Raw genomic sequence first — 25392 nt, 5'->3', positions numbered from 1 at the left:
TTTAAAAATCATAAAAAAACTTCAACTTTAAATCTTTTTCAGAAAGAATAATTTTATTAAACGGAATCTTCCAATCTATATTCAAATCTTTATCATTATAAAGCACTCCATCTTCTGCATCAGGTTCGTAATAGTTATCGCATTTATAAGACACAATTGTATCGTCTTCTAATACCGAAAAACCATGTAAAAACCCTCTAGGAACTAATAATTGTTTATTATTTTCTCCTGACAGTTCTACTGAAAATACTTTACCATAGGTTTCTGAATTTTTTCTGACATCTACAGCTACATCCAAAATTCTACCTTTAACAACCCTTACTAACTTAGTCTGTGCAAATTCTCCTTTTTGTAGATGCAAACCTCTAATAACACCGTATTGAGAAGTAGATTGATTCCCTAAAACAAAATCACCTTTAAAACCAGTTTTTTCTGCAAACTCTTTTTTATTAAATTCTAATAAAAAACTTCCTCTTTCGTCTCCAAAAACTTGAGGTTCTAAAACGAAACAACCCTTTAAATAAGTTTCAGTTACTTTCATTATACTTTTAATAAATTGTTAGAATAACCACTTTTTAATAATGGTTTTGATATTGCTAAGAGTTGTTCTTTATTTATAAAACCGGCTCTAAAAGCAGCTTCTTCTATAGAACCTATTTTTAAACCTTGTCTTTCTTCAATTACTTGTACAAATTGACCTGCTTGCATTAAAGAATTAAATGTACCGGTGTCTAACCAAGCCGTTCCTCTATCTAGAATTTCTACAGAAAGTTTTCCTTTTTGAAGATACATGTTATTTACTTCAGTTATTTCTAATTCTCCTCTTTTACTAGGTTTAATGTTTTTGGCAATTTCTACGACTTCATTATCATAAAAATATATTCCAGGTACGGCATAATTAGATTTAGGCACTTCTGGTTTTTCTTCAATAGAAATTGCTTTTAAATTTTTATCAAACTCTACAACACCATATCTTTCTGGGTCATTTACATGATATGCATATACAATTCCGCCATTAGGGTTATTGTTTGCTTTTAACAAGTTAGATAAACCAGATCCATAGAAAATATTATCTCCTAAAATTAAAGCAACTTTGTCTTTACCTATAAATTTTTCTCCAATAATAAATGCTTCTGCTAAACCATTAGGATTTTCTTGAACTTCATACTCAAAACCGCAACCAATTTGATTTCCGTTACCTAATAATTTTTTAAATAATGGTAAGTCTTGCGGAGTAGAAATAATTAATATTTCTCTAATTCCTGCAGAAATTAAGGTTGAAATAGGATAATAAATCATTGGTTTATCATACACTGGCATTAACTGCTTACTTACAGCTAATGTAAGTGGATGCAATCTTGTACCAGAACCTCCTGCTAAAACTATTCCTTTCATATTAATTATATTTTTTTAAATACCACTCAATGGTTTTTAAAATACCTGTTTCAAAACTTTCATCAGCTTGCCAACCCAATTCATTTTCTAATTTAGTAGCATCAATTGCATATCTAAAATCATGACCTGGCCTATCTTTTACAAAACTAATTTGCTCTTTATAAGATTCATCTTTCGGCTTAATTTCATCTAAAATATCACAAATTTTATGTGCTATATATAAATTATCTCTTTCATTTTTTCCACCAATATTATACGTTTCTCCAGCTCTTCCGTTTTCTAAAACCAAATCAATACCTTTACAATGATCTAAAACGTATAACCAATCTCTAATATTTTTTCCGTCACCATAAATAGGAATATTTTCTCCAGAAATTGCTTTCCTTATTATGGTTGGTATTAACTTCTCATTATGTTGTTTTGGTCCATAATTATTAGAGCAATTTGTAGTTACAACGTTTAAACCATAAGTATGAAAATAACTTCTAACCATAAAGTCTGATGATGCTTTCGAAGCACTATATGGACTATTTGGTGCGTACGAAGTTTCTTCTGTAAAAAGACCTTCTTTGCCTAATGTTCCGTATACTTCATCCGTAGAAATATGATGAAATCTAGCATGCTTAAATTCTTCTCTATATTTATTTGGTGAAGTCATCCAATAATTTTTAGCAACGTCTAACAAATTAAACGTTCCAAAAACATTCGTTCTTACAAATGCATCAGGGTTTTTAATAGAGTTGTCTACATGAGATTCTGCTGCAAAATGAATTACTTCTGTAAAATTATATGTATCAAACAACTTGTTTAGTAAATCTCTATCGCAAATATCACCTTTAATAAAAGTATAATTTTTATGATTTTCTACTTCCTTTAAATTTTCTAAATCTCCGGCATATGAAAGTACATCTAGATTAATAATTTTACAATCACTATTCTTTTCTAAATAATAAGGAATAAAATTAGAACCAATAAACCCTGCACCACCAGTAACTAAAATAGATTTCATAGTTACTTTTTATAAGTATTTAAATAAGTATTTAGCTTGAGAACTAATAAAATTAAAATTACCAATACCGATAAAACAATTGCTAACTGAAAACCTAAATTTTTAGTTACACCTTTAATTTCATAACCAATCGGTTGAAAATCTGAAATCACATTTATAACCTCATATTTTTTAGATTTATTTTCAACAATGCTTCTTAATTCAGAATTTAACTTCCTATTTGTTTCAAAAAGCTCTAACTCTTTGGTTGTTCTTTTCTCTCCGCCTAAATCTATGCTTGTTCCGTTAGATTGCTTTTTAGCTTCTTCTACCATAACCTGCAAATAAACCCTTCTTAAAGAATCTACTTGACCTAGATTTTGTCTAAGTAAAGAATCTGTTCTATTCAAATTCTCGTTAGTTAACTCTTTAATTCTATTAAAGTATTTATTTTCTGTAACAGATTCTAAGATAACATTACTTAACTTATCAAAAACATCATTTTTAGTGGCTATAACAGTAATTTCATGAAGTTTATAATCTAATTCTTCAAATGAATTTTTATAATCTTCAAACTTGTAGCTTTTTACCGTTGTAGTATCTACAGATTTTATAAAATCATCATAAGAATTAATTATATCGCTTTTATTTTTAATCGGTTCAATTTCAAATTTCTTTAAAGACCCTGCAGATTTTTTATCAATTTGAAATATATTTTGAATTCTAGAAGTATCTTTTTGCTTCACTAAATCATTATAAAAATTCACATTATTATAAAGTTGTCTAGCACTTTCAAAATTTGGTTCTACAAGTAAAGTAGATCCAAATGTATTTTCTTTTTTGACTTCTAAAAATAAACCTACGGTAAAACCAATAACTGCGGCTATTGCTATTTTTAAAAAATTACTTCTTAAAAAAATTAAGATCAAAATAAAGAAATGAAAAATCCCTTTAAAAATGTTTCCAATAAAGTTGAAAAACTTAGAAAAACCTCTACCAATGATAACAAATAAAGATCCTAAATCTACCTCTTCTTCGTTATTATTGGCTTGGTTATTTGGTTGTTGATTTGTTGCCATTTTTACTTATTAAAAAACAGTTTAACTGTTAAAAATTTGTTCTAAAATCTTCTGAGTAATTGCATAGGTTGGTGTTACACCTGTCATTCCTAAACCTCCAGAGGCTAAAGTTGCACCTGTTTCTAAAGGATTATCCGATGCATAATATGCGTATCTTACTTGTACATCTTCAGAAATATTTCCTCTAATTTTAGATGCAGATTGAATTGCTTTTTGGTAATGCGCTCCTTCCATTTCTAAACCGATAACATTCCATGTAGAATCATGAAAGAATTTTAGTAAATCTTTATTTTGTAATGAAGTTCCTAAAACAGAAATCATAGAACCATCAAAAACCTCGATACCAAAGCCTTCTAAATCTTCTTTTGCTAACTCGTTTTTAAATGGATAATTATCTGCTGTACCCTCAAAAATATGTGCAGAAGGTATCATTATATCTCCTTTTCCGCCTTCTAGAATTCCGGCTTTACCCATTATAGAAACAGACTTTACATCTAAATGTGTTTTAACACCTTTAGTACACGTATAAGGTTTTAACAATTCATCCATAGTTTCGAATGCCTGCTCACCAAAAGCATAATCCATTACCACAATAACTGCATTGTCTTCTACATTTTCTAATTTAGAAAACGATAAAATATCAAAATCTATTTTTGCTGTATCTATTATTTGTACATTAATATTTGTACCAGATGTATCTTTTAAATAAATAAGACCATTTGCCGTTGCAAAATCTTTTACTTTTTTCTGAAGCGGCTTACTATCTGCATTACTTAGTAGTTGATACAACTCAAAACCTTGTAACTTTTCTGCTTCTTTTGGCAATGCATTTTTAGCATACACCGAGTTTAAAACACTGTGCATGTTTGCACTAATGATATGAATTGGTCTTGCTAAAAGTTTATTATCATTTAAAACCTTCTTAATATCATTCGCCCAAATTTCACCATAAATATGATGTCCTATTTCTTCGACTAAAACAGAACTAAAAGTTACTGTTCTCTTATTATTTTCTACAACTTCATTTATTGCCAGCTTACCTAACCAATATATTAATTGAAAAAATCTATCTGGATTTTCTGTTGTTGAAAAAGTATTATAAATATTAGAAACCTCATCAAAAGTTCTACCTAAAATATTACCTAAATGTACAATGGTAACTTCTCTTTCTTTCTCTGTAATTTCTTTATGATGAAGAACAATATCTTCTAAGTTTTTCCATTCTCTGGTAAAATCTTCACCATCATTTAAGGTAACTCTTTCTTGAATTTTGTGAGATTCAATAAAAAGAAAAGTTAAATGCGTTAAAATATCGTAGATTTCAGATCTTCCTCGGGTAATCTCAATATTCATTTGATCTTTATCAATTCTGTAACAATTTCTTCTTCTTTTTGGCGGAATTATTGCTTCAAAATGAGAATTCTTATATCCTTCGTCTGCAGTTAAATTTATAAACTGACATTCCTCAATTCCTTCAGGAAGTCTTTCTATTACATAAGTTAAACCACTCAATTCTATTCTTTCTTCTGCTATAGAACCATAAATTTCTGGTCTTAAAAGCAATAAAGATTTACGTAATGTTTCACCTGAAACACCCATCGGTTTATAAAAACCTCTACTAAATAAATGGCGCATAGAAATATATAATTTCTCAATTGCATTTGTAGACTCTTGCGCTCTTGTTCTTGTTATTTTTTTAATTTCTGACATATCTTAATTTACTTCACAAATATAAAACTATTTACCTGATAGTATTTCTGTGTATTGGGTTGGGTTGTTTAACAAAGCTACTGCTTGCGAAATAGCTTCATCATTTTTTAAATTATACTTGTAAACGCCTTCTTTATAAAAGTATCTTTCTAGAATTTCTGCCTCTAAAAGTGCTGTAATAATATCTTTATTTTTAGAGATTTCTTTAATTTTATCGTCTGCTAATTTTTCTTTTATCTTGCTATATTCCGAAGAAACATTATTTTCTTTTGAAGCTAAAAATGCTTTTTTAAACAACGATTCTTGCACTGTTGTAAATGTTGTATCTACCTTTAAAAACTCTGTAAAACGATTAAACTCTTTATTGCTAAATTTAAAATCTTCTAAACTTTTAGATGTTAAATTATTGTAATAATAATCTGTAGCAAAGTTAAAAATAGCTCTAGATTTAATTAATGCATCTGTTGTTTCATTCTTTTTAGAAGTTTTAATTTCTACATCTGGCATTACACCACCACCATCATAAACAGTTCTTCCGTTTGCAGTTTTAAAAGCATTAATTCCTTTATCAGAAAACTTAGGTATTTTACCCGTTTCAAGATCTCTGTTTTCATAATCTAACTCCTGTATACATCGCCCACTTGGTGTATAATATTTAGAAATAGTAAGCTTTAATTGCGTACCGTAAGTTAACTCTCTATAGCGTTGCACCAAACCTTTACCAAAGGATCTTTTACCCATAATTACAGCTCTATCATAATCTTGTAAAGAACCGCTAACAATTTCTGATGCCGATGCAGAACGTTCGTTAATTAAAACTACAATAGGAATTTCTAAATCTAAAGGATCATTTTTAGAAGTATATGTGTTGCTCCATTTTTTAATTTTTGCTTTTGTACTCACTATTTTTTTTCCTTTAGGTAAAAAGAAATTAGAAATTCTGATAGATTCTAATAACGATCCACCAGGATTATATCTTAAATCGAAAACAAGTTTTTTCATTCCTTGTTTTTTTAATTTTCTATATGCTTTTTTTACTTCGGATGAAGCTTTATCATTAAAACGAGTTAAGGTAATGTAACCGGTTTCTGCATCAATCATTTCTGCAAACGGAACCGGATTAACAACTACTTTTTCTCTAATAATTTCTTTAGTAAAAGATTTACTTTGTCTAACAACCTCAACAGAAAACTTGCTATTTGGTGTTCCTTTTAAAAACATAGACAATTGTTCTCTATTCATGTTTTTAATAGATTGATTGTCTACAGCTATAATTACATCACCTGCTTTTAAACCTGCTTTATCAGCAGAATATCCTTTATAAACTTCGCTAATTTCTATACCTTGTTTTGTGTAAAATACAGAAACCCCGATACCGCCATATTCACCAGCTCTTCTAATTCTTGCTGTTTCTACATCTTGTTCGTTATAAAAATTTGTGTATGGATCTAAATCTTTTAATGTGTTTTTAATTGCTCTATTGGTAAGTTCTGCAGGATTAATCTCATCTACATAGTACATGTTTAATTCCTTAAACAAAGTATTGTAGATTTCTATTTGTTTTGCAACTTCAAAAAACTTCGATTTAAACGAATACGTTAAAAAAACAGTAGCTACTAGAGCTATAATTATAGTTTTCTTTTTTATTTTAAAGTTTTTCATCTTCCTTTTCTTTTACTTTATTTACAAATAACGTTAGTAGTTTTTCCATTTTTAAATACAATTCTTCATATTTAATTTCATCTCTACCAATATACGAAATCATAAAAACATACGGTTTATCTAAATTGTTATACACAATCTCTTTTTGCAATCGATACGTTTCTCTTAACAGTCTTTTTAATCGATTTCTATGCACAGCTAATTTAAAGTTTCTTTTTGCTACAGAAACTCCTACTTGACAAGGAAAATCTGACGTATGTTCTGTTTGCACATAAATTAATCTTAAAGGAAAAGTTTTAACAGAACTACCTTCTGAATACAGTTTTTCTATTAACTTCTTACTCTTTAAACGCTCTTGCTTTCCTAACGTATTTTTCATCTATACAAACTTAATAGAAAACAACTAGTTTTTACAATTTATAACGGCTAACTTTAAAAAAAGTTGTGTATTTTTAGCTTAAATTAGCAATACTTTTTAATTACTATTGTTAAAAATTAAACAATAATTTATAAATTTGTTTAAAATAAAACATATAAATATATGAAACCCGACTTATTTCAAGCACCAGATTATTATAATCTAGACGATTTATTAACCGAAGAACATAAACTTGTTAGAGATGCAGCAAGAGAATGGGTTAAAAGAGATGTTTCTCCTATCATAGAAGATTATGCTCAAAAAGCAGCGTTCCCAAAGCAAATTATCAATGGTTTGGCAGAAATTGGTGCTTTTGGTCCTTATATTCCAGAAGAATACGGTGGCGCAGGTTTAGATCAAATTTCTTATGGGTTGATTATGCAAGAAATAGAACGCGGTGATTCTGGAGTAAGATCTACAGCTTCTGTACAATCTTCTTTGGTAATGTATCCTATTTTTAAATACGGAAATGAAACGCAAAGAAAAAAATATTTACCAAAATTAGCTTCTGGCGAATGGATGGGATGTTTTGGTTTAACAGAGCCAAATCACGGTTCTAATCCGGCAGGAATGGAAACCAATTTTAAAGATAAAGGCGATCATTATTTATTAAATGGCGCTAAAATGTGGATTTCGAATGCTCCGTTTGCACAAGTTGCAGTTGTTTGGGCTAAAAATGAAGAAGGTAGAATACATGGTTTGATTGTAGAAAGAGGTATGGAAGGTTTTTCTACACCAGAAACACACAACAAGTGGTCTTTACGCGCATCATCTACAGGAGAATTAATTTTTGACAATGTAAAAGTGCCAAAAGAAAATTTATTACCAAATAAATCTGGCTTGGGCGCACCATTAGGTTGTTTAGATTCTGCAAGATATGGTATTGCTTGGGGCGCAATTGGTGCAGCGATGGATTGTTATGATACCGCGCTTCGTTATTGTAAAGAAAGAATTCAGTTTGGCAAACCAATTGGTCAGTTTCAATTACAACAAAAAAAGTTAGCAGAAATGATTACCGAAATTACAAAAGCACAATTGTTGGCTTGGAGATTAGGAACTTTAAAAAATCAAGATAAAGCTACTTCTGCTCAAATATCAATGGCAAAACGTAATAATGTAGATATGGCATTAAAAGTAGCCAGAGAAGCAAGACAAATGTTAGGTGGAATGGGAATTTCTGGAGAATATTCTATCATGCGTCATATGATGAATTTAGAAAGTGTTGTTACTTATGAAGGTACACACGACATTCATTTACTTATAACAGGTTTAGATATTACTGGCTTTAATGCATTTAAATAACCCACTCAAATTGTAAGGTTTACATTAATATTCAGACAAAAGCAAGATGAAAAAGCCTATTCTAAGTATTTTTATTTGTTTTTGTCTGTTTCTTGTTTCATGCGGAAGTATGAATGATCAAATAGAAACAATTGAAGAAATTGATGAAATTAAAGACGAAGTAGTTGTTATTGATGCAGAATTAGATTCGACTTCAATAAACAATTCAAATACAAAAAGCTTCAAAATATTATCTTTAGGTGACAGTTATACAATTGGCCAAAGCGTTTGCGAGACTTGTAGATATCCGTCTCAATTAAAAGATAGTTTGCTAAAAAAATATCCCGAAGGATCTACAATTGATCTTAAAATTATTGCCAGAACTGGTTGGACAACTACAGACTTAATTAATGCAATCAATTCTCAAAATATTTCTAATGATTATAATTTAACGACTTTATTAATAGGCGTAAATAATCAATATAGATTTAGTAATATGGCTGTCTTCCAAGAAGAATTTCCATTATTAGTTGATACTGCTATAAAAGCTATTGGTGACGAAAAGAATAAGTTGATTGTTATTTCTATACCCGATTATTCTTTTACACCATTATTTAAAAATAATACTTATATTTCAAAGCAAATAGACAATTACAACAAGTTTATAGAAGAATATTGTACTAAAAATGATATTACTTATGTAAATATAACTGATATTTCTCGTGAAGGTTTAACAAATCCTAATTTGGTAGCATCAGATAATTTACATCTTTCAAAACTAGCATACACAAAATTTATACAAAGAATTTTACCTTTAGCGTTAAAGAAATTAAATAATTAAGAGGCTTTCGCTAATAAAACATGAGGGCATCTTTTACAATTGATTCCCTTCTTTTTATATTTATTACAGCATTTATTTTTTGGCTTAATACAACTAGAAGAACAAACAGAATTACAAGCAACTTCTTGCTTTAACTGAATTGTTGGTGCAGTATTTGTGTAAAAAACAATCATAATCTAAATAATTATACTGCAAATATAAGTATTTATTTAGAATAAATAAAAATAGCAAAGTTAATCCTTCAACAATTTTACAAATAACTCTCTACCTTGCCTATTTTTATATGAATTATAACACTTTTCTAAAATGTCTATTTTGAAATGAGAAGAAAAAAGTTTTAAATACTCTTCTAAGTTTCCACCAAAAGGAGGTCTATTTTCATTTAACGGAACATTAAACATAACACCAACTAATTTACCATTTGGTTTTAGTAATTCCTTCATTTTAACCGCATATTTCTCTCTTAAATTTGGTGCAATAGCACAAAAGAAAGTTTGTTCTAAAATTAAATCAAAAGTATCATTTACATCAAAAAAATCTGAATTTATCAATTGATTATTCGGCAATTCTGGTATTCTATTATGTAAATTATTTAAAGCTGTTTTAGATAAATCAACTACATAGACATTTTTAAAACCTTGTTTAAAAAGATATTCTGCTTCGTAAGAATTGCCTCCACCCGGTATTAAAATTTTAAGTTCTTTATTCTTTAATTGATCAAAATATGCTTTTAAAGGAGGAGAAACAATACCTAAATCCCAACCAATATCATTATTAATATATCTATTGTCCCAAGCACTTGCAGATAAATCCATTTAAAATCTTCTTTTTATTAGTTTAACAAAAGTACATTTTAAATAAGATCATTTAAAATTTCTATTAGTAACTCATCAGAAATTAAAGCCGTTAAAGTTCCTTAAAGTATTCATAAAGTTCTGTTAAATGGCAAAAACTTCTACTTATTAGTTAAATATTTGCAAAATAATACTAACAAACTCAAATGAAAAAAATATTACTTTTAATTGCTTTTTTAGCGACATCTTTAACCTATTCGCAAAAAAAAGACTTTACAATTAGCGGAATCATAAAATCTGCAGAAGATAAAGAAATGTTAGAATCTGCAACCGTACATGTAGAAAGGTTAAAAGATAGCAGCATTGTTTCTTATACAATTACAGATGCCAAAGGAGATTTTAAAATTGTTTCTAATACAGGCGATTCTAAGTTAAAGTTAGTAGTTTCTTTTATTGGTTTCGAGTCATATTCTAAAATTATAGATGTAAAAAATCAAAACGTTGGTACATTATACCTAAAATCTGCCAATACTTTAGATGCTATTGTTATTAGATCTTCTGCGCCAATTACTATTAAAAAAGATACCGTAGAATTTAATGTAAAATCATTTAAAACAAAAGCAGATGCTAATGTAGAAGATTTACTTAAAAAATTACCAGGTGTAGAGGTAGATGCAGAAGGTACAATTACTGTAAACGGTAAAGAAGTAAATAAAATTCTTGTAAATGGTAAACCTTTTTTTGGTAACGACCCTACAATTACAACTAGAAACTTAACAAAAGAAATTATAGAGAAAATTCAGATTTCTGATACAAAAACCAACGCACAAGCATTTGCTGGCGAAGATTCTGATGGAGAAAATAAAACAATAAACTTAACCATAAAGAAAGAAAACAATAAAGGTTATTTTGGTAAAGTAGCTGCGGGTATAGGTACAGATGATCGTTATGAGTATGCTGGTTTAGGAACTCGTTTTGAACAAAGTGAACGAATAGGACTTTTAGCCGGTGGAAACAATATAAACTCGCCAGGTTTTAGTTTTGGTAATCAAAGACTTCGTTTTGGTGGTAATAATAGAAGTTTTGGTGGCGGACAAGGTATTATTACATCAAATAATTATGGTGTAAATTACATTAACGTGTTCAAGAAAATTTTTGAATTTTCTGGAGATTATTTTTACAAAAACAGTGAGTCTAAAAACACTTCTTCTAACAATAGAGAAACGTTTTTATCTAACGGTGAAAGTTTTTTTAGAAACTCTAATAGTAATTCTGTAAACGAAAGCGATAGCCACGATGCAAGTATCGATTTCGAAATTGAAATTGATAGTACTTTTAGAATAGATATTGAATCTGATTTTAACAAGAACTTAAATACAAACACTTTTAACAGTATTTCAGAAAGTTTAAATAATGATAGAACACTTACCAACGATTCTGAAACAAATTCTGTTGCAGATTCTGATAGAAATCAATTTGATAATGAAATTAACTTTTCTAAAAGATTTGGAAGTAAAGGTGCCTTTATAAGAGCGGAAGTAACAGCAAATTTTAGCGATAATAAAACAGACGATTTTGTAAAGTCTGAAACAAACATTTACGGCTCTAATCCTGATCAAATTATCAGAAATCAATATTCTGACGGAAAAACAGAGGTAAAAGAAATTGGTAGTGAATTTACATACCGTTTACCAATTATGGCCAATAAATTATTTTTAGATGTTGCTTATGCATATGGCAACACAAAAACGAAAACAAAACGTAGTACTTTCGATTTTGATCAAGCTACTAACGATTTTACAAGTTTTAGTACTTTATTAAGTACAGATTTCGAGTATTTAGATAAAACTAAAAGACCAAGTTTAGAATTAGAGTTTAGAAATGATAAATGGTCTGCATCCGCAGAAATAGCTCAAGTAAATAGAACTTTAGAAAATGTAGATTTTTTAAGACCAGAAACAAATTTAGTTAGAGATTTTAATAATTTAGAATATGGTTTTGGTGTGCGTTTTAGAGAAAGTAGAAGTAGTAGGTATCGTTTAAGATATCGTTTTAGAAATAATACACCTAGTTTATCGCAGTTACAACCTTTTAGAGATGAATCTAATCCTTTAAATATTGTAACTGGTAATCCATCTTTAACGCCTTCTAAAACACATTCTTTAAACTTTGGTGCTTCTAATTTTAATTGGCAAAAAAGAACTGGTTTTTGGTCTTTTGCAAACTTAACTTTTACAAATGATAGAGTTGTTGCAAAAACTATCATAGACCCTAACTCTTTAATTAGAGAAACAACTTATGCAAATGTAGATGGCTTTTATAGTTTTAGAGCAGGAGGAAGTTATAGCACTACAAAAAAGTGGGAAGATTTTGGAAGTTTAAGAACAGAATTTAGAGTTTTTGGTAACTATAATAAAAACATCAACTTTAATAACGGAATTCAATACTCAAGTAAAACGGCTACTATTTCACCTAGAATTGGTTTTGATTTTAATTGGGATAAGGTACTTCAAATTAGGCCAGAATATTCAATTTCATTCAATAACAACAAATATGATATCGAAAGTTTTGAGGATAGAAATTTTGTAAGTCATGATGTTACCATACAAACTGCAACATTTTTACCAAAAAAATTAGAATGGAGAAATGACATCAACTATAATTACAACCCTAATATTGCCGATGGTTTTCAAAAAAGTGCTTGGTTCTGGAACACAACTTTACGTTATTCTATCTTAAAAGACCAAGGTGCTATTAGTTTAAAAGTTTATGATATTTTAGATCAAAACACCAATGCAAGAAGAGTTGCAACAGAAGATTACATTCAAGATTCTTCGAGTACGGTTTTAAATCAATACGCAATGTTATCTTTTACCTGGAAATTTAATAGTTTAGGTAGCGCTGGTAAGAAATTCGAAGGAGGAAATAGAAGAAGATATAGAGGATAAAATCAATATAATACTTAAAAAAAAGCCCGATAAATTAATTTATCGGGCTTTTTTATTATTTTTTAATTCCTAATTTCATCAAAATAGTTTCTAACAAACACCATTTTGTAAATGCTGATTGTATCATATTTACACCAATAAACACACCAAACCACAACCATTTAATACTTACATAATAAGTTAATAAAACCATTAAAAGTACCATACAACCAACTATAACTCTAAAATATTTATTCAACATAATTTACTTGTTTTTATTTATAATTCTTTTTTTCTATCATATAATAAACTAATGGCACAACCAATAATGTTAACACAGTAGAAACAATTGTACCACCCATTAACGAAATTGCCAATCCTTGAAAAATTGGATCAAATAAAATAACAAAGGCTCCAATTACCACTGTACCCGCAGTTAATAAAATTGGTGTTGTTCTTACAGCTCCTGCTTCTATTGCCGCTTGTTTTAACGGGACACCTTCTTCTAGCCTTAAGTTGATAAAATCTATCAATAAAACGGAGTTTCTCACCATAATTCCTGCCAGAGCAATCATTCCAATAAAAGATGTTGCTGTAAAAAATGCGCCCATAATCCAGTGTCCTAAAACAATTCCTATTAAAGAAAGTGGTATTGCAACCATCATTACAACTGGTGCTTTAAAGTTTTGAAACCAACCCACAATCAAAATATAAATCAAAATAATTGCGCCTAAAAAAGCAATTCCTAAATCTCTAAAAACCTCTAAGGTAATTTGCCATTCTCCATCCCATTTTACAGTATAATCATCTTCGTAATCTGGCTGTCCTAAATACATTTCGTTTAATTTGTATCCTTCAGGAAGTTCAATTGTATTCAATTTCTTTTCCATTCCTAAAATAGCATAAGCAGGACTTTCTAATTCCCCAGCCATATCTGCCATAACATACACAACACGTTTTTGGTTTTTTCTGTAGATGCTTTTATCAGCAATTGTTTCTTTTATTTCAACCAAATCTACAATAGGAACCATGTTTCCCATTTTAGATTTTACTTTTAATTGAGAAATATCAGAAATAGTAGACTTTTCCTTTTCATCTAAACTCAACACCAAACCAACTTGACTTGCAGCATCTTCATCATATAAAGTTGTTATTGCTCTGTTAGATAAAGCCATATTCATGGTATATGCAATTTGCTGTGGCGCAACACCATACAGCATTGCTTTTTCTTTATTTATTTCAAATTGATATTCTTTTTGATCAGCTTCTACCATCCAATCAATATCTACAACATCATCGGTATTTTTTAAGATATTCTGAACATCGTTTGCTATTCTAATTTGCTCTTTATAATCTGGTCCGTAAACCTCAGCAACAATTGTCGATAAAACTGGAGGTCCAGGTGGAACTTCTACCAATTTTACATTTGCATTGTATTTTTTTGCAATTTTCTGAATTTCTGGTCTAAGCAACTTAGCAATTCCATGACTTTGAATTGTTCTGTCTCCTTTATCAACCAAATTCACCTGAATATCTGCCATATTAGATCCACCACGTAAATCATAATGACGCACTAATCCATTAAAAGTTATTGGTGCAGAAGTACCAATGTAATTTTGATAATTCACCACTTCTGGTCTTGTAGATAAATACTGAGCAATTTCTTGTGTAACAACGCCTGTTCTTTCTAAAGTTGTTCCTTCTGGCATATCTATTACCACCTGAAACTCGTTTTTATTATCAAAAGGCAACATTTTTACTGCAACAGAATTGGTTACAAATAATCCCATAGTTGCAATTAAAACAAAGAATGTTCCTCCTAAAAACAACCATCTTTTGGTTGCATTTTCTAATAAAGGTCTCTCAAACTTATTGTATACTCTATAAATAAACGTTTCTTCTAACGGTTTTTCAACTTTTTCTTCTCCTCCTTTTTTATCTTTTTCTCTTAAGAAAATATATCCTAAATAAGGTGTAATTGTTAATGCTACAAATAAAGATAAAATCATTGCAATTGAAGCTCCAATTGGCATTGGCGCCATATAAGGCCCCATCAAACCAGATACAAAAGCCATTGGTAAAACGGAAGCAATTACTGTAAATGTTGCCAATATTGTTGGGTTACCAACTTCATTAATTGCATATAATGCAGCTTGTTTAAAAGGCAAGCGTTTCATTTTAAAATGCCTGTGCATGTTTTCTGCAATAATAATAGAATCATCAACTACAATACCTGTAACAAAAACCAATGCAAAAAGCGTAATTCTGTTTAAAGTATAATCTAACATATAGTAACTTAACAATGTTAAAGCAAATGTAATTGGCACAGATAAAAACACGACCAATCCACCACGCCAACCCATAGCTAACATCACTACAAGTGTTACTGCAATGATAGAACCAATAAGGTGTAATAATAATTCTGATACTTTGTGAGAAGCTGTTTCCCCATAATTTCTTGTTACTTCTACATGAACATCATCTGGTATTAAAGTAGTTCTTAAATGAGCTACTTTATCTAAAACTACTTCTGCAATTTTCATTGCATCTGCTCCTTTTCTTTTAGCAACAGAAATCGTTACTGCAGGATATTCAGATTTATATGTTTGAGCTTTATCACTTGCTTGTCCAAAACCTAAAGACACATAGTTTTGTGAAATTTCTGGTCCGTCAACAATAGTTGCAATCTGTTTTAAATAAATTGGTAAATTTTGCTGCACGCCAACCACCAAATTTTCTACATCTTTAACAGAAGCTAAAAATTTACCTGTATTTACTAAAAACTCAGTATCGTTTTTATCAAAACTACCAGAACTTAATTGTGTATTATTGGCTTTTATCATTTCAGAAACAGATAAGAAATCTAATCCACTAGCAGCCAACTTATCTTTATCTAAAACCACACGCAATTGTCTGTTTCTTCCACCTATTTTATGTGTAATAGAAACATCATTTACTTTCTTAATTTCTGTTTCTAACTCTTGCGCCATTTGGCTAATTTGATAATCACTGTAATTTTCACTCCACAACGTTAAACCTAACATTGGCACATCATCAATAGCACGTGTTTTAACTAACGGAAACGTAACACCTTGTGGCATTTGATCCATATGTTTGTTAATTTCATTATACAATTTTACAAACGAACGCTCAATGTCTTCGCCTACATAAAACTGAACAATTACAATCGCTTTTTCGTTCATAGCAGTGGCATACACATACTCTACACCCTTAATATTAGAAATTAATTTCTCTAAAGGTTTTACAACTCTATTTTCTACTTCTGTAGGACTTGCGCCTGGGTAACCCACAAAAATATCTGCCATTGGCACATCAATTTGTGGCTCTTCTTCTCTAGGAATTAAAAACGAAGCATATACACCAACAACCATAAAAACGATCATTAGAAGCACTGTAAGTTTAGATCCTATAAAGACTTTTGCAATTTTACCAGCTAAACCTTCTTTCATATTATTTATTTTTTGGGCGTTTTAACAGGCTATCCATTTCAATCTTTTTTTGCCATAAATGGCAGCAAAAAAAGGATTTCCATTGCTATCCTTAACGCGGAATGTTAGTTATTGAATTGTAATTTTTGCTCCGTTAAATAATTTTCCTTCAGCAGAAACTATATAAGATTCATCTGAATTTAAACCAGATAAGACTTCAACTTCATTTCCGTAAGTTCTACCTAAACGTAACCAACGTAAAATTGCTGTGTTACTTTCACTTACTGTATAAACTCCAGATAATTGTCCGTTTTTAACTATTGCATCCGTAGGAATTAAAACCAACTCAGATTTTACTTTTCTTTCTACAGGAAACTGAACTGTAGAAAACATACCAGATAAAATATTTGCATCTGTTTTTTCTAAAGCTACTTTTACTAAATATTGTCCTCCAGTATTTTTAGCAGAAGTACTTACTTCTGTAACTTTTCCTTTTACAGTTGTATCAATCGATTTTACTAATACATTTACGTCTGTTCCTTTGTCAATTTCTGATATTTCTGTTTCTGGCACCATTGCAATCACTTCAAAAACTTTAGGAGTTTCTAAACTAATTAAAGGCATTCCTGGATTTGCCATATCTCCGTTTTCTACGTTTTTACTTGTAATTACACCACTAAAAGGAGCTGTAATATTAGAATACGTAAACTGTGCATTAATTTCGTTTTTCATTTGATTTGCAGATTCTAATCCGGCTTTTGCCATTTCGTAATTTGCAGTCATATCATCCATTTCTTTTTGAGTAACACTGTTACTTGCAAATAAGTTTTTAAAACGATTGTAATTCTTTTCAGCATTTTTAAAAGCCGCTTTTGCTTGAATTATTCCTGCATTTACTTGTCCTTTTTTAGCTTCTAAATCTGTATTATTAATAGAAACTAACAACTGACCTTTTCTTACTTTATCGCCAACATTTACGTGTACCTTTTTTACGTAACCCATCATTCTAGTACTTAAGTCTGTACTATTTGCTGCTTGTATTTTACCACTAACAGACAAAAATTGACTGTTACTATTTACAGCAACTTTATTTACCGAAATTTTAATTGCAGGAGTAGTATCTATTGCTGCTTTTTTTTCTTCGCTACCACAACTAGTAATAAATATTGATGCAGATAAAAACGCGATTATGTAGATATATTTTTTCATTTTAATAATTATTCTTTAGTTAAAAATTCTAAATAAGTTTGTGTAAAATTGTATTCGAAAATTGTTTGGTAATATTCTAATTGCTTTTTAGCAAATTGAGTTTCTGCCATTAACAAATCAGATGTTTTTTCTAATCCTTCTTTAAATCTATTTTTTCTAATTCTTAAAGATTCTTCAGATTGTTGTATTGCTAAACTTGTTAATTCTAATCTATTTTTAGCATCTACTAATTGGCGTTTTACTTTGTTTAATTCTAAATTACTTTTAGACACATATTGATTGTATTCTAATTTTGATTTTTCGAATTCAGCTTTACTTTTTTGCGCTTTTCCAAAACGTTTAGATCCCTGAAACAAATCCCAACTTAATTGTGCACCAATTAAATATCCATTTGCATTTCCTTGAAACACTTTATTATCATACATTTCATAACTACCAAAAGCATTTAAACGAGGTAAAAAAGCCATTTTAGCCGCTTTATTCATTGCTTCAAATCCTTTTAAAGCAAGTTCCATTGCTTTGATATCAGATCTGTTTTCTGATATTTTTTTATCATCAACATTAAAACTAACCACTGATAAGGTTTCTGTTGGTTTATAAACTACGTAGCTTTTATCATTCATCAAAAAAGACAAATAATTAGAGGCATTTTGCACATTACTTTTTGCAGTTTGTAATTGGTTTTTAACTTCTGTAACTCTTACCTCAACATTTAAAACATCTGCTCGCTGTAAAAACCCTTGTTTAAAACTATTATCTGCCATTTGTTTGTTTGCATTGGCCGCTTTTAGTGCTTTTTCTATAACGTCTACTGCTTTATAGGCTAATTGCAATTGCATGTATGCTTTATCTACTTCAAACACCAAGTAATCTTGCATTCTTTCTGTTTTTAAAGACATTGCTTCCATTTTAGATTTGGCTGCTTTTCTTTGATAAAAACCGTCAAAATTTATTAATGGTTGCTGAATTTCGATCTTTGTAGCAAAATTTCTAGTAGTGATTGGATCATTTAATAATGATGGATTAAAATCGTTTTGCGTTAAAATTTCTTGATTTAATTTAGACCCAAAAGCCATTAAAGGATTCGTTGTAGAAATACCAGTATGACTTGCTTTAATGTTTGGTAAAAAGACTGCATTGGTTTGATTGTAATCTGCTTTTGCTGCATTAAACGCTTCTTTAGAAATTTTTAAGGATAAATTGTTTTCAGATATTTTAGACAAAACATCAGACTTACCAATCGAAATTATTTCTTGTGCAGGTAATTGTTTAGAAAACAACAACACAATTACAAATACACTTTTTATTATTTTATTTATCTATTCTATTTTAACAGTACAAAGCTAAATTGAATAAAATCTTTTTTTAGTAACATTAGTTACTAAAGAAAAAGCACTTAAACCATAGAGATTTAAGTGCTTTTTAATTAACTTTTAAATTAAAAACTAAGTTAGTTTCTAATAACTTGTATCATCTAACTTTACCTTACCGTGAAAAGTTTTATATAAAAACAAAAAGTATCCTGCTAAAAGCGGCGCTCCAATTAAAACAATTGTTAACATAATGCCTAAAGATTTTTGAGATGATGCTGCATTATAAATAGTATCACTAAATTAGGGCCTATGGTAGAAGGCAATAAAACAGGGTACAGTTGAAAAGCAACTAGCATTAATAAAAACGCCATTGTTAACGATGAAAAAACCAGAGCATTGCCATATTTTTTCTTAGAAACCAACCTTGGCACATTCGCTACTGCTAAAAAAGCAAGAATTGGTAAAATAAAAAATACAGGGTATTCTTTAATTAAAATATAAATTCATAAAAAAAGCACTTGTCTACACAAGTGCTTTAGGGTTAACTAAATCTTTTTATAATTTCAACCAATTCTTTTGTTTGTAAAACTCCAGATTGTCGCCAAAGCTGTTTCCCTTCTTTAAAAACCATAAAAGTTGGCACTCCTTTAACTTGATATTTTAATGCTAATGATTGATTTTTATCAACATTTATTTTAATAATTGAAACCTTGTCGCCTAAAACGTCTTTAACTTGTTTTAAAATTGGATTCATCATTTTACAAGGACCACACCATTCTGCAAAAAAATCGACTAAAACAGGTTTTTCTTGATGTATTATTTCTGAAAATTTAGCCATAAAATTAACTTTAAAGTTCTAAAATTTTAATACTATTTCTATGAAGCACTATTTTACTTTCATTCTCTAGCTTTTTTAACAATCTAGAAATTACAACTCTAGAAGTGTGTAAATCGTCTGAAATTTGTTTGTGAGTTACTTGTAAAACATCATTGTGTGTAACCATAGCTTTGTCTTTTAAATACTTAAAAAGACGCTCGTCCATCTTTAAGAAAGCAATAGTATCTACTGCCACAAGAAGTTCTTCTACACGGTTGTGGTAACTTTGTAAAATAAAAGATTGCCAAGATTTATAAGAGCTTAACCATGCGGTCATCTTTTCTTTTGGTAGCATTATCAATTCTATATCTGTTTCTGCAACGGCTCTTATTTTGCTTTTTGTTTGTCCCATACAGCACGAAAGTGTCATGGCACAAGTATCTCCTTTTTCTAAATAATACAAAACTAGCTCCTCGCCTTTTTCATCTTCTCTAAGTATTTTTATAGCTCCAGAAAGTAATAATGGCATCGAAGTTATGTAATCTCCTCGGTCTATAATTGTAGACTCTGCTTTATAAGCTTTAGAAACACCTATTTTTGTAATTTCTTGTATTAAACTATCTTCAAAAAGATATCCAAAATTAGTAGCTAATTCGTCTGCCATTTTATAAATTTTAAAAGTATAAAAATAATAAAATGATTTTACGCAAAGTATTTTAAACCTATTAAAGATTTAAGTTTGATTATTTTACTTTCTTATCTGAATTTATCAATAAAAAAATTGCTGCTATTAAACCGATTACTACAACAGCAAATACACCAATCATAACTGTACCGTTTACCCAAGAAACTAGCGGGAAATTTAAAAAGTCCATAATTTTAAGTTTGCTACAAAACTAAAAACTATGGACTTTAAAATTTATGATATAAATCAGGTTTTAAAAATCTACGTTTAAAATATCTCCGCTTAATTGTAATAATTGAAGTTCAATTAATTTCGCGTCATATTTTGCATTATTTAATGCCGTTTTAGAGTTTATTAGATTTATTTGAGCTTGTCTAAACTCTATTGAGGTCACTTGCCCTAGTTTGTATCGCTCTTGTGTTCTTTTAAAGTTATTCTCTGTAGTTAAAACATTTGTTTCTTGAGCTTTTAAAATAAATAACTGATTTTGATAATTTTCCCAAGTATTCTTTAGATTATTTTCTATAGTTATTTTTTGTTGTTCTAAAAGTATTTGCTGATTTTCTAAAGCAATCTTAGAATTGGCAATTCTTGTTTTTGTTGAACCTCCATCAAAAATATTCCATGTTAAATTAACACCCGCATTTAAACCATCAGACGTAATTAATTTTGCCCCAAAAGGATTGATTAAATTCTCGTTTCTGGTTCTATTATAACCATAAGAAGCATTAAAATTTAAAGACGGTAAATAACTTGCTTTGTTAATTTTGATATTAAACTCACTTATAGCAATGTTTTTTTCATTCTGTTTTAAAAGCGAATTATTTTCTAATGTTTTATTTTTTAAATCATTAAAGCTTAACATTTTATTATAAGTCACTTCTGTTTCAACAGAAAAATTTGCATCGTTTTTTTTACCTAAAATAACATTTAAACCACGTTTTGCATTGTTTAATTGTTGTTTTGCTGCGATTAAAGAAATACTATCATTATTTACATCTACTTGCGCGTTTAAAAACTCTAATTTGGTAGATTGACCATAATCATATTGATATTGGGCACGTTGTAAACGTTGTTTAGAAATGGTAAGTGCTTCTGTTAAGTTGTCTGTATTTTCTGATAAACGAGCAATTTGAAAATACGTTGTAAACAATTGCAAATATGTATTTTCTATCGTTTCTCTAGCTTGTAACTCTGTTAAATTATAGGTTTCTTTTAATTGCTCTACATTATATTTACGACCAAAACCATCAAAAATTGTATAGTTTACAGCAAGTGATGCATTGTATGTTTTTGCTACAACACCATTACCAGATATTTCAGAATCATCACCAGTATCTCTATCCGTAAAAATTAAACTTTGATTGTTCCTACTATAGTTTGCACCAGAATTAAAAGTTGCAGTTGGTAATTTACCAGTATTGTAAATACTTGTATTGTTCTCTGCAATTTCTAAGTTATTCTTGGCAATTTTAATTCCGAAATTATTTTCTAATGTTATTTCTAACGCTTTTTCTTTGGTTAAAATTTCTTGAGAAACCATTTGTAAAGTCGATAAAAAAACGACTGCTAATATTGTTTTTCTTACCAATCTCATATTATTCTTCTTTTGAATTAATCTTAAGAGTTTGTTCTTCTTCATCTACTTTGGCTTCTATAATTGCTCTTTCTACCTCTTCTTTTGTTACATGTTCTCCTGTTTTTAACCACTTTGCCTTTACTTTAATAGAGTTAGATACAGAAAGTAAAATAGGCAACATAACTAATGTTAAAACAGTAGCAATTGCAATACCATAAGAAATTGAAATTGCCATTGGTATTAAAAATTGTGCTTGTCTACTTTTTTCTAATAGTAAAGGTGCTAAACCAGCAACTGTAGTTAAAGACGTTAAAAATATTGCTCTAAAACGAGATTGACCTGCAGCAATTAAAGCATCATCATATTTCATGCCTTCTTTAAGGTAATTATTAAACTTACCAATTAATACCAAACCATCGTTTACCATAATTCCTATTAAGGCAATAATTCCTAAAAAGGATAAAATACCAATTGGAAAATTATGAAAGTAATGCCCCCAAACTACACCAATCATACTAAAAGGAATCATGATTATTAATAAAATTGGCTGGCTATAAGAACGGAACGTAAATGCGATTACAATATAAATTAGTAATAAAATAATAGGCCCAACAACATTTACAGAATCTGTTGTTTTTTTAGCTTCTCTATTTTGACCTTCATATAAAGGTGAAACTGTTGGATATTTAGATATTATTTCTGGCATTACCCTTGTTTTAATATCATCTAAAATTTCTGTAGCACTTGTTTCTAGATCTTTTAAATCTGCTGTGATTTGAATTTCTCTTTTACCTTTTAAATGATTTATTGCAATATCTCCTCTAGCAATTGTATAATTTGCAATTTCAGAAAATGCAACTCGAGTACCAGAAGGTGTAGAAATTCTCATGTCATCTAAATTCTTAATAGAAGATCTATCTTTTTTATCATAACGAACCCAAACTTTAATTTCATCTTGACCTCTTTGAAATCTTTGTGCCTGAAATCCGAAGAAACCATATCTAATTTGCGCCATTATTGCTTGCAAATTCAAGCCTAATAAATACGCATTATCTTTTAAAGTAATTTGAATTTCTTTAATTCCGGCAGGATCATTATCTGCAATATCTTTTAAAAGTGCATTGTTTTCTAACTCTTGTTTAAGCTCTTGTTTGGCAGCTTTTAACTCGCTAATATTATTACCTAATAAAGAAACAGCAACCGGACTTCCACCAAAATTACCACCAGACCCAAAAGTTAAACTTTCTACACCATAAACTTTACCAACTTTATCGCTAATAGAATTTGTAATTTCTGGTGACGAGAAATCTCTGGCTTCACCAGGTAAAAGATTTACCGTTAAAGTTGCGTTTGCACTACCAGGTCCAATTCTTTTAATAACATTTTCTACTACAGAAATATTACCTGTTTGTTTTTCTGTGTATTCTGTGTTTGTTAACCAAACTTTTTCTTCTATAGACGATATTATAGAATCTGTAATTTGCTCGTTAGTACCTTGCGGCATTGTTAAAGCTATCTGAACTCTATCACTTGCTATTCTTGGAAAAAACGCTTGTTTTACAATACCTGCATTCATTGCCATAATACTAAATATTACAAGCGCAATTGGTAAAGACAATGCAAAAACTTTATTTTGCAAACAGAACTTTAAAAAAGGCATGTAAAAAGTATCTCTTAATTTCATTAACAACCTATCTGCTGCTTTATTTACTTTTGTAAAGAAAGCATCGATAACATTGGTTTTTTTCTCTTCTCCGTTTTCTTCTCTTTTTCTTTCTAAAGCTTTAGAATGTGCAATATGCGCCGGTAAAATAACCAATGCTTCTACCAAAGAAACCGTTAATGTTAATAATACAATTGTAGAAACTTCACCAAAAAAGCTTCCTATTCTACCATCAACAAAAAAGAATGTAGAAAATGCAATAATTGTAGTTAAAATAGCAGATACAATTGGCGGAATAACTTCCATTGTTCCATCTATTGCGGCATTTATTTTAGATTTTCCTAAGTCGTAATAATGATGATAAATATTCTCTCCAATCACAATACCATCATCAACCAAAATACCAATAACGATGATCATACCAAATAATGATAATACATTGATTGTTACATCAAACTGAGCAGCAAAAATAAACATCCCGAAAAATGCAACAGGCAAACCAAAAGCTACCCAAATTGCCAATCTTAAATTTAAAAATAACGCTAAGAAAAACAACACCAATAAAATACCTACAACTCCGTTTTCTATTAATAATTTAGTTCTACCATTTAGTGTAATAGAAGCATCACTAGAAATATTTAATTGTACGTTTTGTTGTTGCTGATTAAATTTATGAATGTATTCTTTAATTTTATCTGCAGAACTAATTAAGTCTTCGTTATTTGTATTACTTACCGTAACATTAATTGCTAAATTACCGTTGTAATACAATCTATCTGGCGTTTCAGACCAAGTATCGCTAACTTTTGCAATATCTTTTAATCGAATAATATTACCATCGGTAGACGTTCTAACTATTAAATTTTGAAGCTCTACACCATAATAAGAACGGTTACTTGCTCTAATTAAATAATCTTCTTCGGATGTTTTTATGTTACCACCAGTAATTAAAATATTAGAGTTTCTTATGGCATTTGCAACCTCTGTAAAAGACATATTGTAAGAACGCAAATCGTTCTCTCTAACAGAAATTTCTATTTCTTCGTCTGGAAAACCAGAAATTGCTACTTGAGAAATTCCTTCGATACCTCGTATATCGTTTTCTACATTTCTAGCATATTGTTTTAATGATTTTAAAGGAACATTTTCTCCACTAACCGTAAAACTTATTGTTGGTCTTATACTTTCTACCTTTGCAATTACTGCGGGTTCCATACCAGAAGGAAAAGACGGAACTCTATCTACTGCATTTTTAACATCAGATAAAACAACATCTATATCTTTACCTTTTTCTACTTCGATGTTTACACTTGCAGAGTTTTCTCTAGAAACAGATGTTACTCTTTCTACACCAACAATTCCTTTTAAATTATCTTCAATTTTTAAAACTACACCTTCTTCCATTTCTGCTGGTGAAGCACCAGGATAAGCTAAACTTATTTGAATAAGTTGCGAATCTACTAGCGGAAAAAAAGAAGATTTCATGCTAATTGCACCAACCGCTCCAAAAATAATAAATGCAAGAATCATTACATTTACAGCAACCGGGTATTTAATAAAATAAGTAATGATTTTTTTCATA

The 25392-nt window shown here is 29.5% G+C and carries 21 protein-coding genes and 1 pseudogene; 3 read left to right on the top strand and 19 right to left on the bottom strand.

The genetic code is table 11. The features are described 5' to 3' along the window. Position 1: 1 nt before the first annotated feature. From rfbC to rnpA, 7 genes are read right to left on the bottom strand one after another with little or no spacing between them, the layout of a single operon-like run. Positions 2 to 541 (bottom strand): dTDP-4-dehydrorhamnose 3,5-epimerase, encoded by a 540-nt coding sequence (rfbC, locus tag WG950_RS10485; RefSeq protein WP_340932187.1) that lies wholly within the window; start codon positions 539 to 541, stop codon positions 2 to 4. Beyond that, positions 541 to 1395: a glucose-1-phosphate thymidylyltransferase RfbA gene (gene rfbA / locus WG950_RS10480; protein ID WP_340932186.1), complete on the bottom strand. Its 855-nt coding sequence runs from the start codon at positions 1393 to 1395 to the stop codon at positions 541 to 543. The genes rfbC and rfbA overlap by 1 nt, the downstream gene beginning before the upstream one ends. Position 1396: 1 nt before the next feature. Beyond that, on the bottom strand, positions 1397 to 2404 hold the full coding sequence (rfbB, locus tag WG950_RS10475; protein ID WP_340932185.1) for a dTDP-glucose 4,6-dehydratase: 1008 nt from the start codon (positions 2402 to 2404) through the stop codon (positions 1397 to 1399). A gap of 2 nt (positions 2405 to 2406) precedes the next feature. Next, a complete protein-coding gene (locus tag WG950_RS10470) occupies positions 2407 to 3462 on the bottom strand; it encodes a hypothetical protein (protein ID WP_340932184.1) in 1056 nt (351 codons plus the stop codon). A 21-nt stretch (positions 3463 to 3483) separates the two neighbouring features. After that, positions 3484 to 5172: a DUF6909 family protein gene (locus WG950_RS10465; protein WP_340932182.1), complete on the bottom strand. Its 1689-nt coding sequence runs from the start codon at positions 5170 to 5172 to the stop codon at positions 3484 to 3486. Positions 5173 to 5199: 27 nt separating this feature from the next. Further along, positions 5200 to 6834: a S41 family peptidase gene (locus WG950_RS10460; protein WP_340932181.1), complete on the bottom strand. Its 1635-nt coding sequence runs from the start codon at positions 6832 to 6834 to the stop codon at positions 5200 to 5202. Continuing rightward, a complete protein-coding gene (gene rnpA / locus WG950_RS10455; RefSeq protein ID WP_340932179.1) occupies positions 6821 to 7213 on the bottom strand; it encodes a ribonuclease P protein component in 393 nt (130 codons plus the stop codon). The genes WG950_RS10460 and rnpA overlap by 14 nt, the downstream gene beginning before the upstream one ends. Positions 7214 to 7375: 162 nt before the next feature. On the opposite strand from rnpA, the gene WG950_RS10450 reads away from it, so the two are divergent. Together WG950_RS10450 and WG950_RS10445 are read left to right on the top strand one after the other, a co-directional pair. After that, on the top strand, positions 7376 to 8554 hold the full coding sequence (locus WG950_RS10450) for an acyl-CoA dehydrogenase family protein (RefSeq protein ID WP_077810362.1): 1179 nt from the start codon (positions 7376 to 7378) through the stop codon (positions 8552 to 8554). 46 nt (positions 8555 to 8600) lie between these two features. Then, on the top strand, positions 8601 to 9374 hold the full coding sequence (locus WG950_RS10445; RefSeq protein WP_340932177.1) for an SGNH/GDSL hydrolase family protein: 774 nt from the start codon (positions 8601 to 8603) through the stop codon (positions 9372 to 9374). Here WG950_RS10445 and WG950_RS10440 read toward each other — a convergent pair. Next, a complete protein-coding gene (locus WG950_RS10440) occupies positions 9371 to 9547 on the bottom strand; it encodes a hypothetical protein (protein ID WP_340932175.1) in 177 nt (58 codons plus the stop codon). The two genes, WG950_RS10445 and WG950_RS10440, sit on opposite strands and share 4 nt — an antisense overlap. Before the next feature lie 60 nt (positions 9548 to 9607). Beyond that, complete coding sequence (locus WG950_RS10435) at positions 9608 to 10189, bottom strand: methyltransferase domain-containing protein (protein WP_340932174.1); 582 nt, start codon at positions 10187 to 10189, stop codon at positions 9608 to 9610. Positions 10190 to 10374: 185 nt separating this feature from the next. Between WG950_RS10435 and WG950_RS10430 the strand changes: the two genes are divergently transcribed. Continuing rightward, positions 10375 to 13116, top strand: coding sequence for an outer membrane beta-barrel protein (locus WG950_RS10430; protein WP_340932173.1), 2742 nt, complete (start codon positions 10375 to 10377; stop codon positions 13114 to 13116). 55 nt (positions 13117 to 13171) lie between these two features. Here WG950_RS10430 and WG950_RS10425 read toward each other — a convergent pair whose 3' ends face one another. From WG950_RS10425 to WG950_RS10380, 10 genes and pseudogenes are all read right to left on the bottom strand, one after another. Continuing rightward, the gene (locus WG950_RS10425; RefSeq protein ID WP_077810366.1) at positions 13172 to 13357 is read right to left on the bottom strand and encodes a YgaP family membrane protein; all 186 of its coding nucleotides are present in this window, start codon (positions 13355 to 13357) and stop codon (positions 13172 to 13174) included. Between the two features lie 13 nt (positions 13358 to 13370). Continuing rightward, positions 13371 to 16565, bottom strand: coding sequence for an efflux RND transporter permease subunit (locus WG950_RS10420; RefSeq protein WP_340932172.1), 3195 nt, complete (start codon positions 16563 to 16565; stop codon positions 13371 to 13373). A gap of 108 nt (positions 16566 to 16673) precedes the next feature. Further along, positions 16674 to 17753 carry an efflux RND transporter periplasmic adaptor subunit gene (locus tag WG950_RS10415; protein WP_340932171.1) on the bottom strand — a complete coding sequence of 360 codons (1080 nt, stop codon included), beginning with the start codon at positions 17751 to 17753 and terminating at the stop codon, positions 16674 to 16676. A gap of 8 nt (positions 17754 to 17761) precedes the next feature. Continuing rightward, the gene (locus WG950_RS10410; protein ID WP_340932169.1) at positions 17762 to 19033 is read right to left on the bottom strand and encodes a TolC family protein; all 1272 of its coding nucleotides are present in this window, start codon (positions 19031 to 19033) and stop codon (positions 17762 to 17764) included. Between the two features lie 177 nt (positions 19034 to 19210). Next, positions 19211 to 19554, bottom strand: a pseudogene (locus tag WG950_RS10405) (cytochrome d ubiquinol oxidase subunit II); the annotation flags it as partial. Between the two features lie 53 nt (positions 19555 to 19607). Next, positions 19608 to 19904 (bottom strand): thioredoxin, encoded by a 297-nt coding sequence (gene trxA, locus WG950_RS10400; RefSeq protein ID WP_340932168.1) that lies wholly within the window; start codon positions 19902 to 19904, stop codon positions 19608 to 19610. Between the two features lie 10 nt (positions 19905 to 19914). Further along, positions 19915 to 20547: a Crp/Fnr family transcriptional regulator gene (locus WG950_RS10395; RefSeq protein WP_340932166.1), complete on the bottom strand. Its 633-nt coding sequence runs from the start codon at positions 20545 to 20547 to the stop codon at positions 19915 to 19917. A gap of 79 nt (positions 20548 to 20626) precedes the next feature. After that, positions 20627 to 20758, bottom strand: coding sequence for a hypothetical protein (locus WG950_RS10390; RefSeq protein WP_302849547.1), 132 nt, complete (start codon positions 20756 to 20758; stop codon positions 20627 to 20629). 63 nt (positions 20759 to 20821) lie between these two features. Beyond that, on the bottom strand, positions 20822 to 22210 hold the full coding sequence (locus WG950_RS10385) for a TolC family protein (protein ID WP_340932162.1): 1389 nt from the start codon (positions 22208 to 22210) through the stop codon (positions 20822 to 20824). Then, entirely contained in the window at positions 22167 to 25391 is a 3225-nt protein-coding gene (locus tag WG950_RS10380; RefSeq protein ID WP_340932159.1) for an efflux RND transporter permease subunit, read from the bottom strand. The genes WG950_RS10385 and WG950_RS10380 overlap by 44 nt, the downstream gene beginning before the upstream one ends. Between the last annotated feature and the right edge of the window lies 1 nt (position 25392).

Source organism: Polaribacter marinaquae (assembly GCF_038019025.1).
Taxonomy (GTDB): Bacteria; Bacteroidota; Bacteroidia; order Flavobacteriales; family Flavobacteriaceae; genus Polaribacter; species Polaribacter marinaquae.
This window is presented reverse-complemented; position numbering and strand designations above follow the sequence as displayed.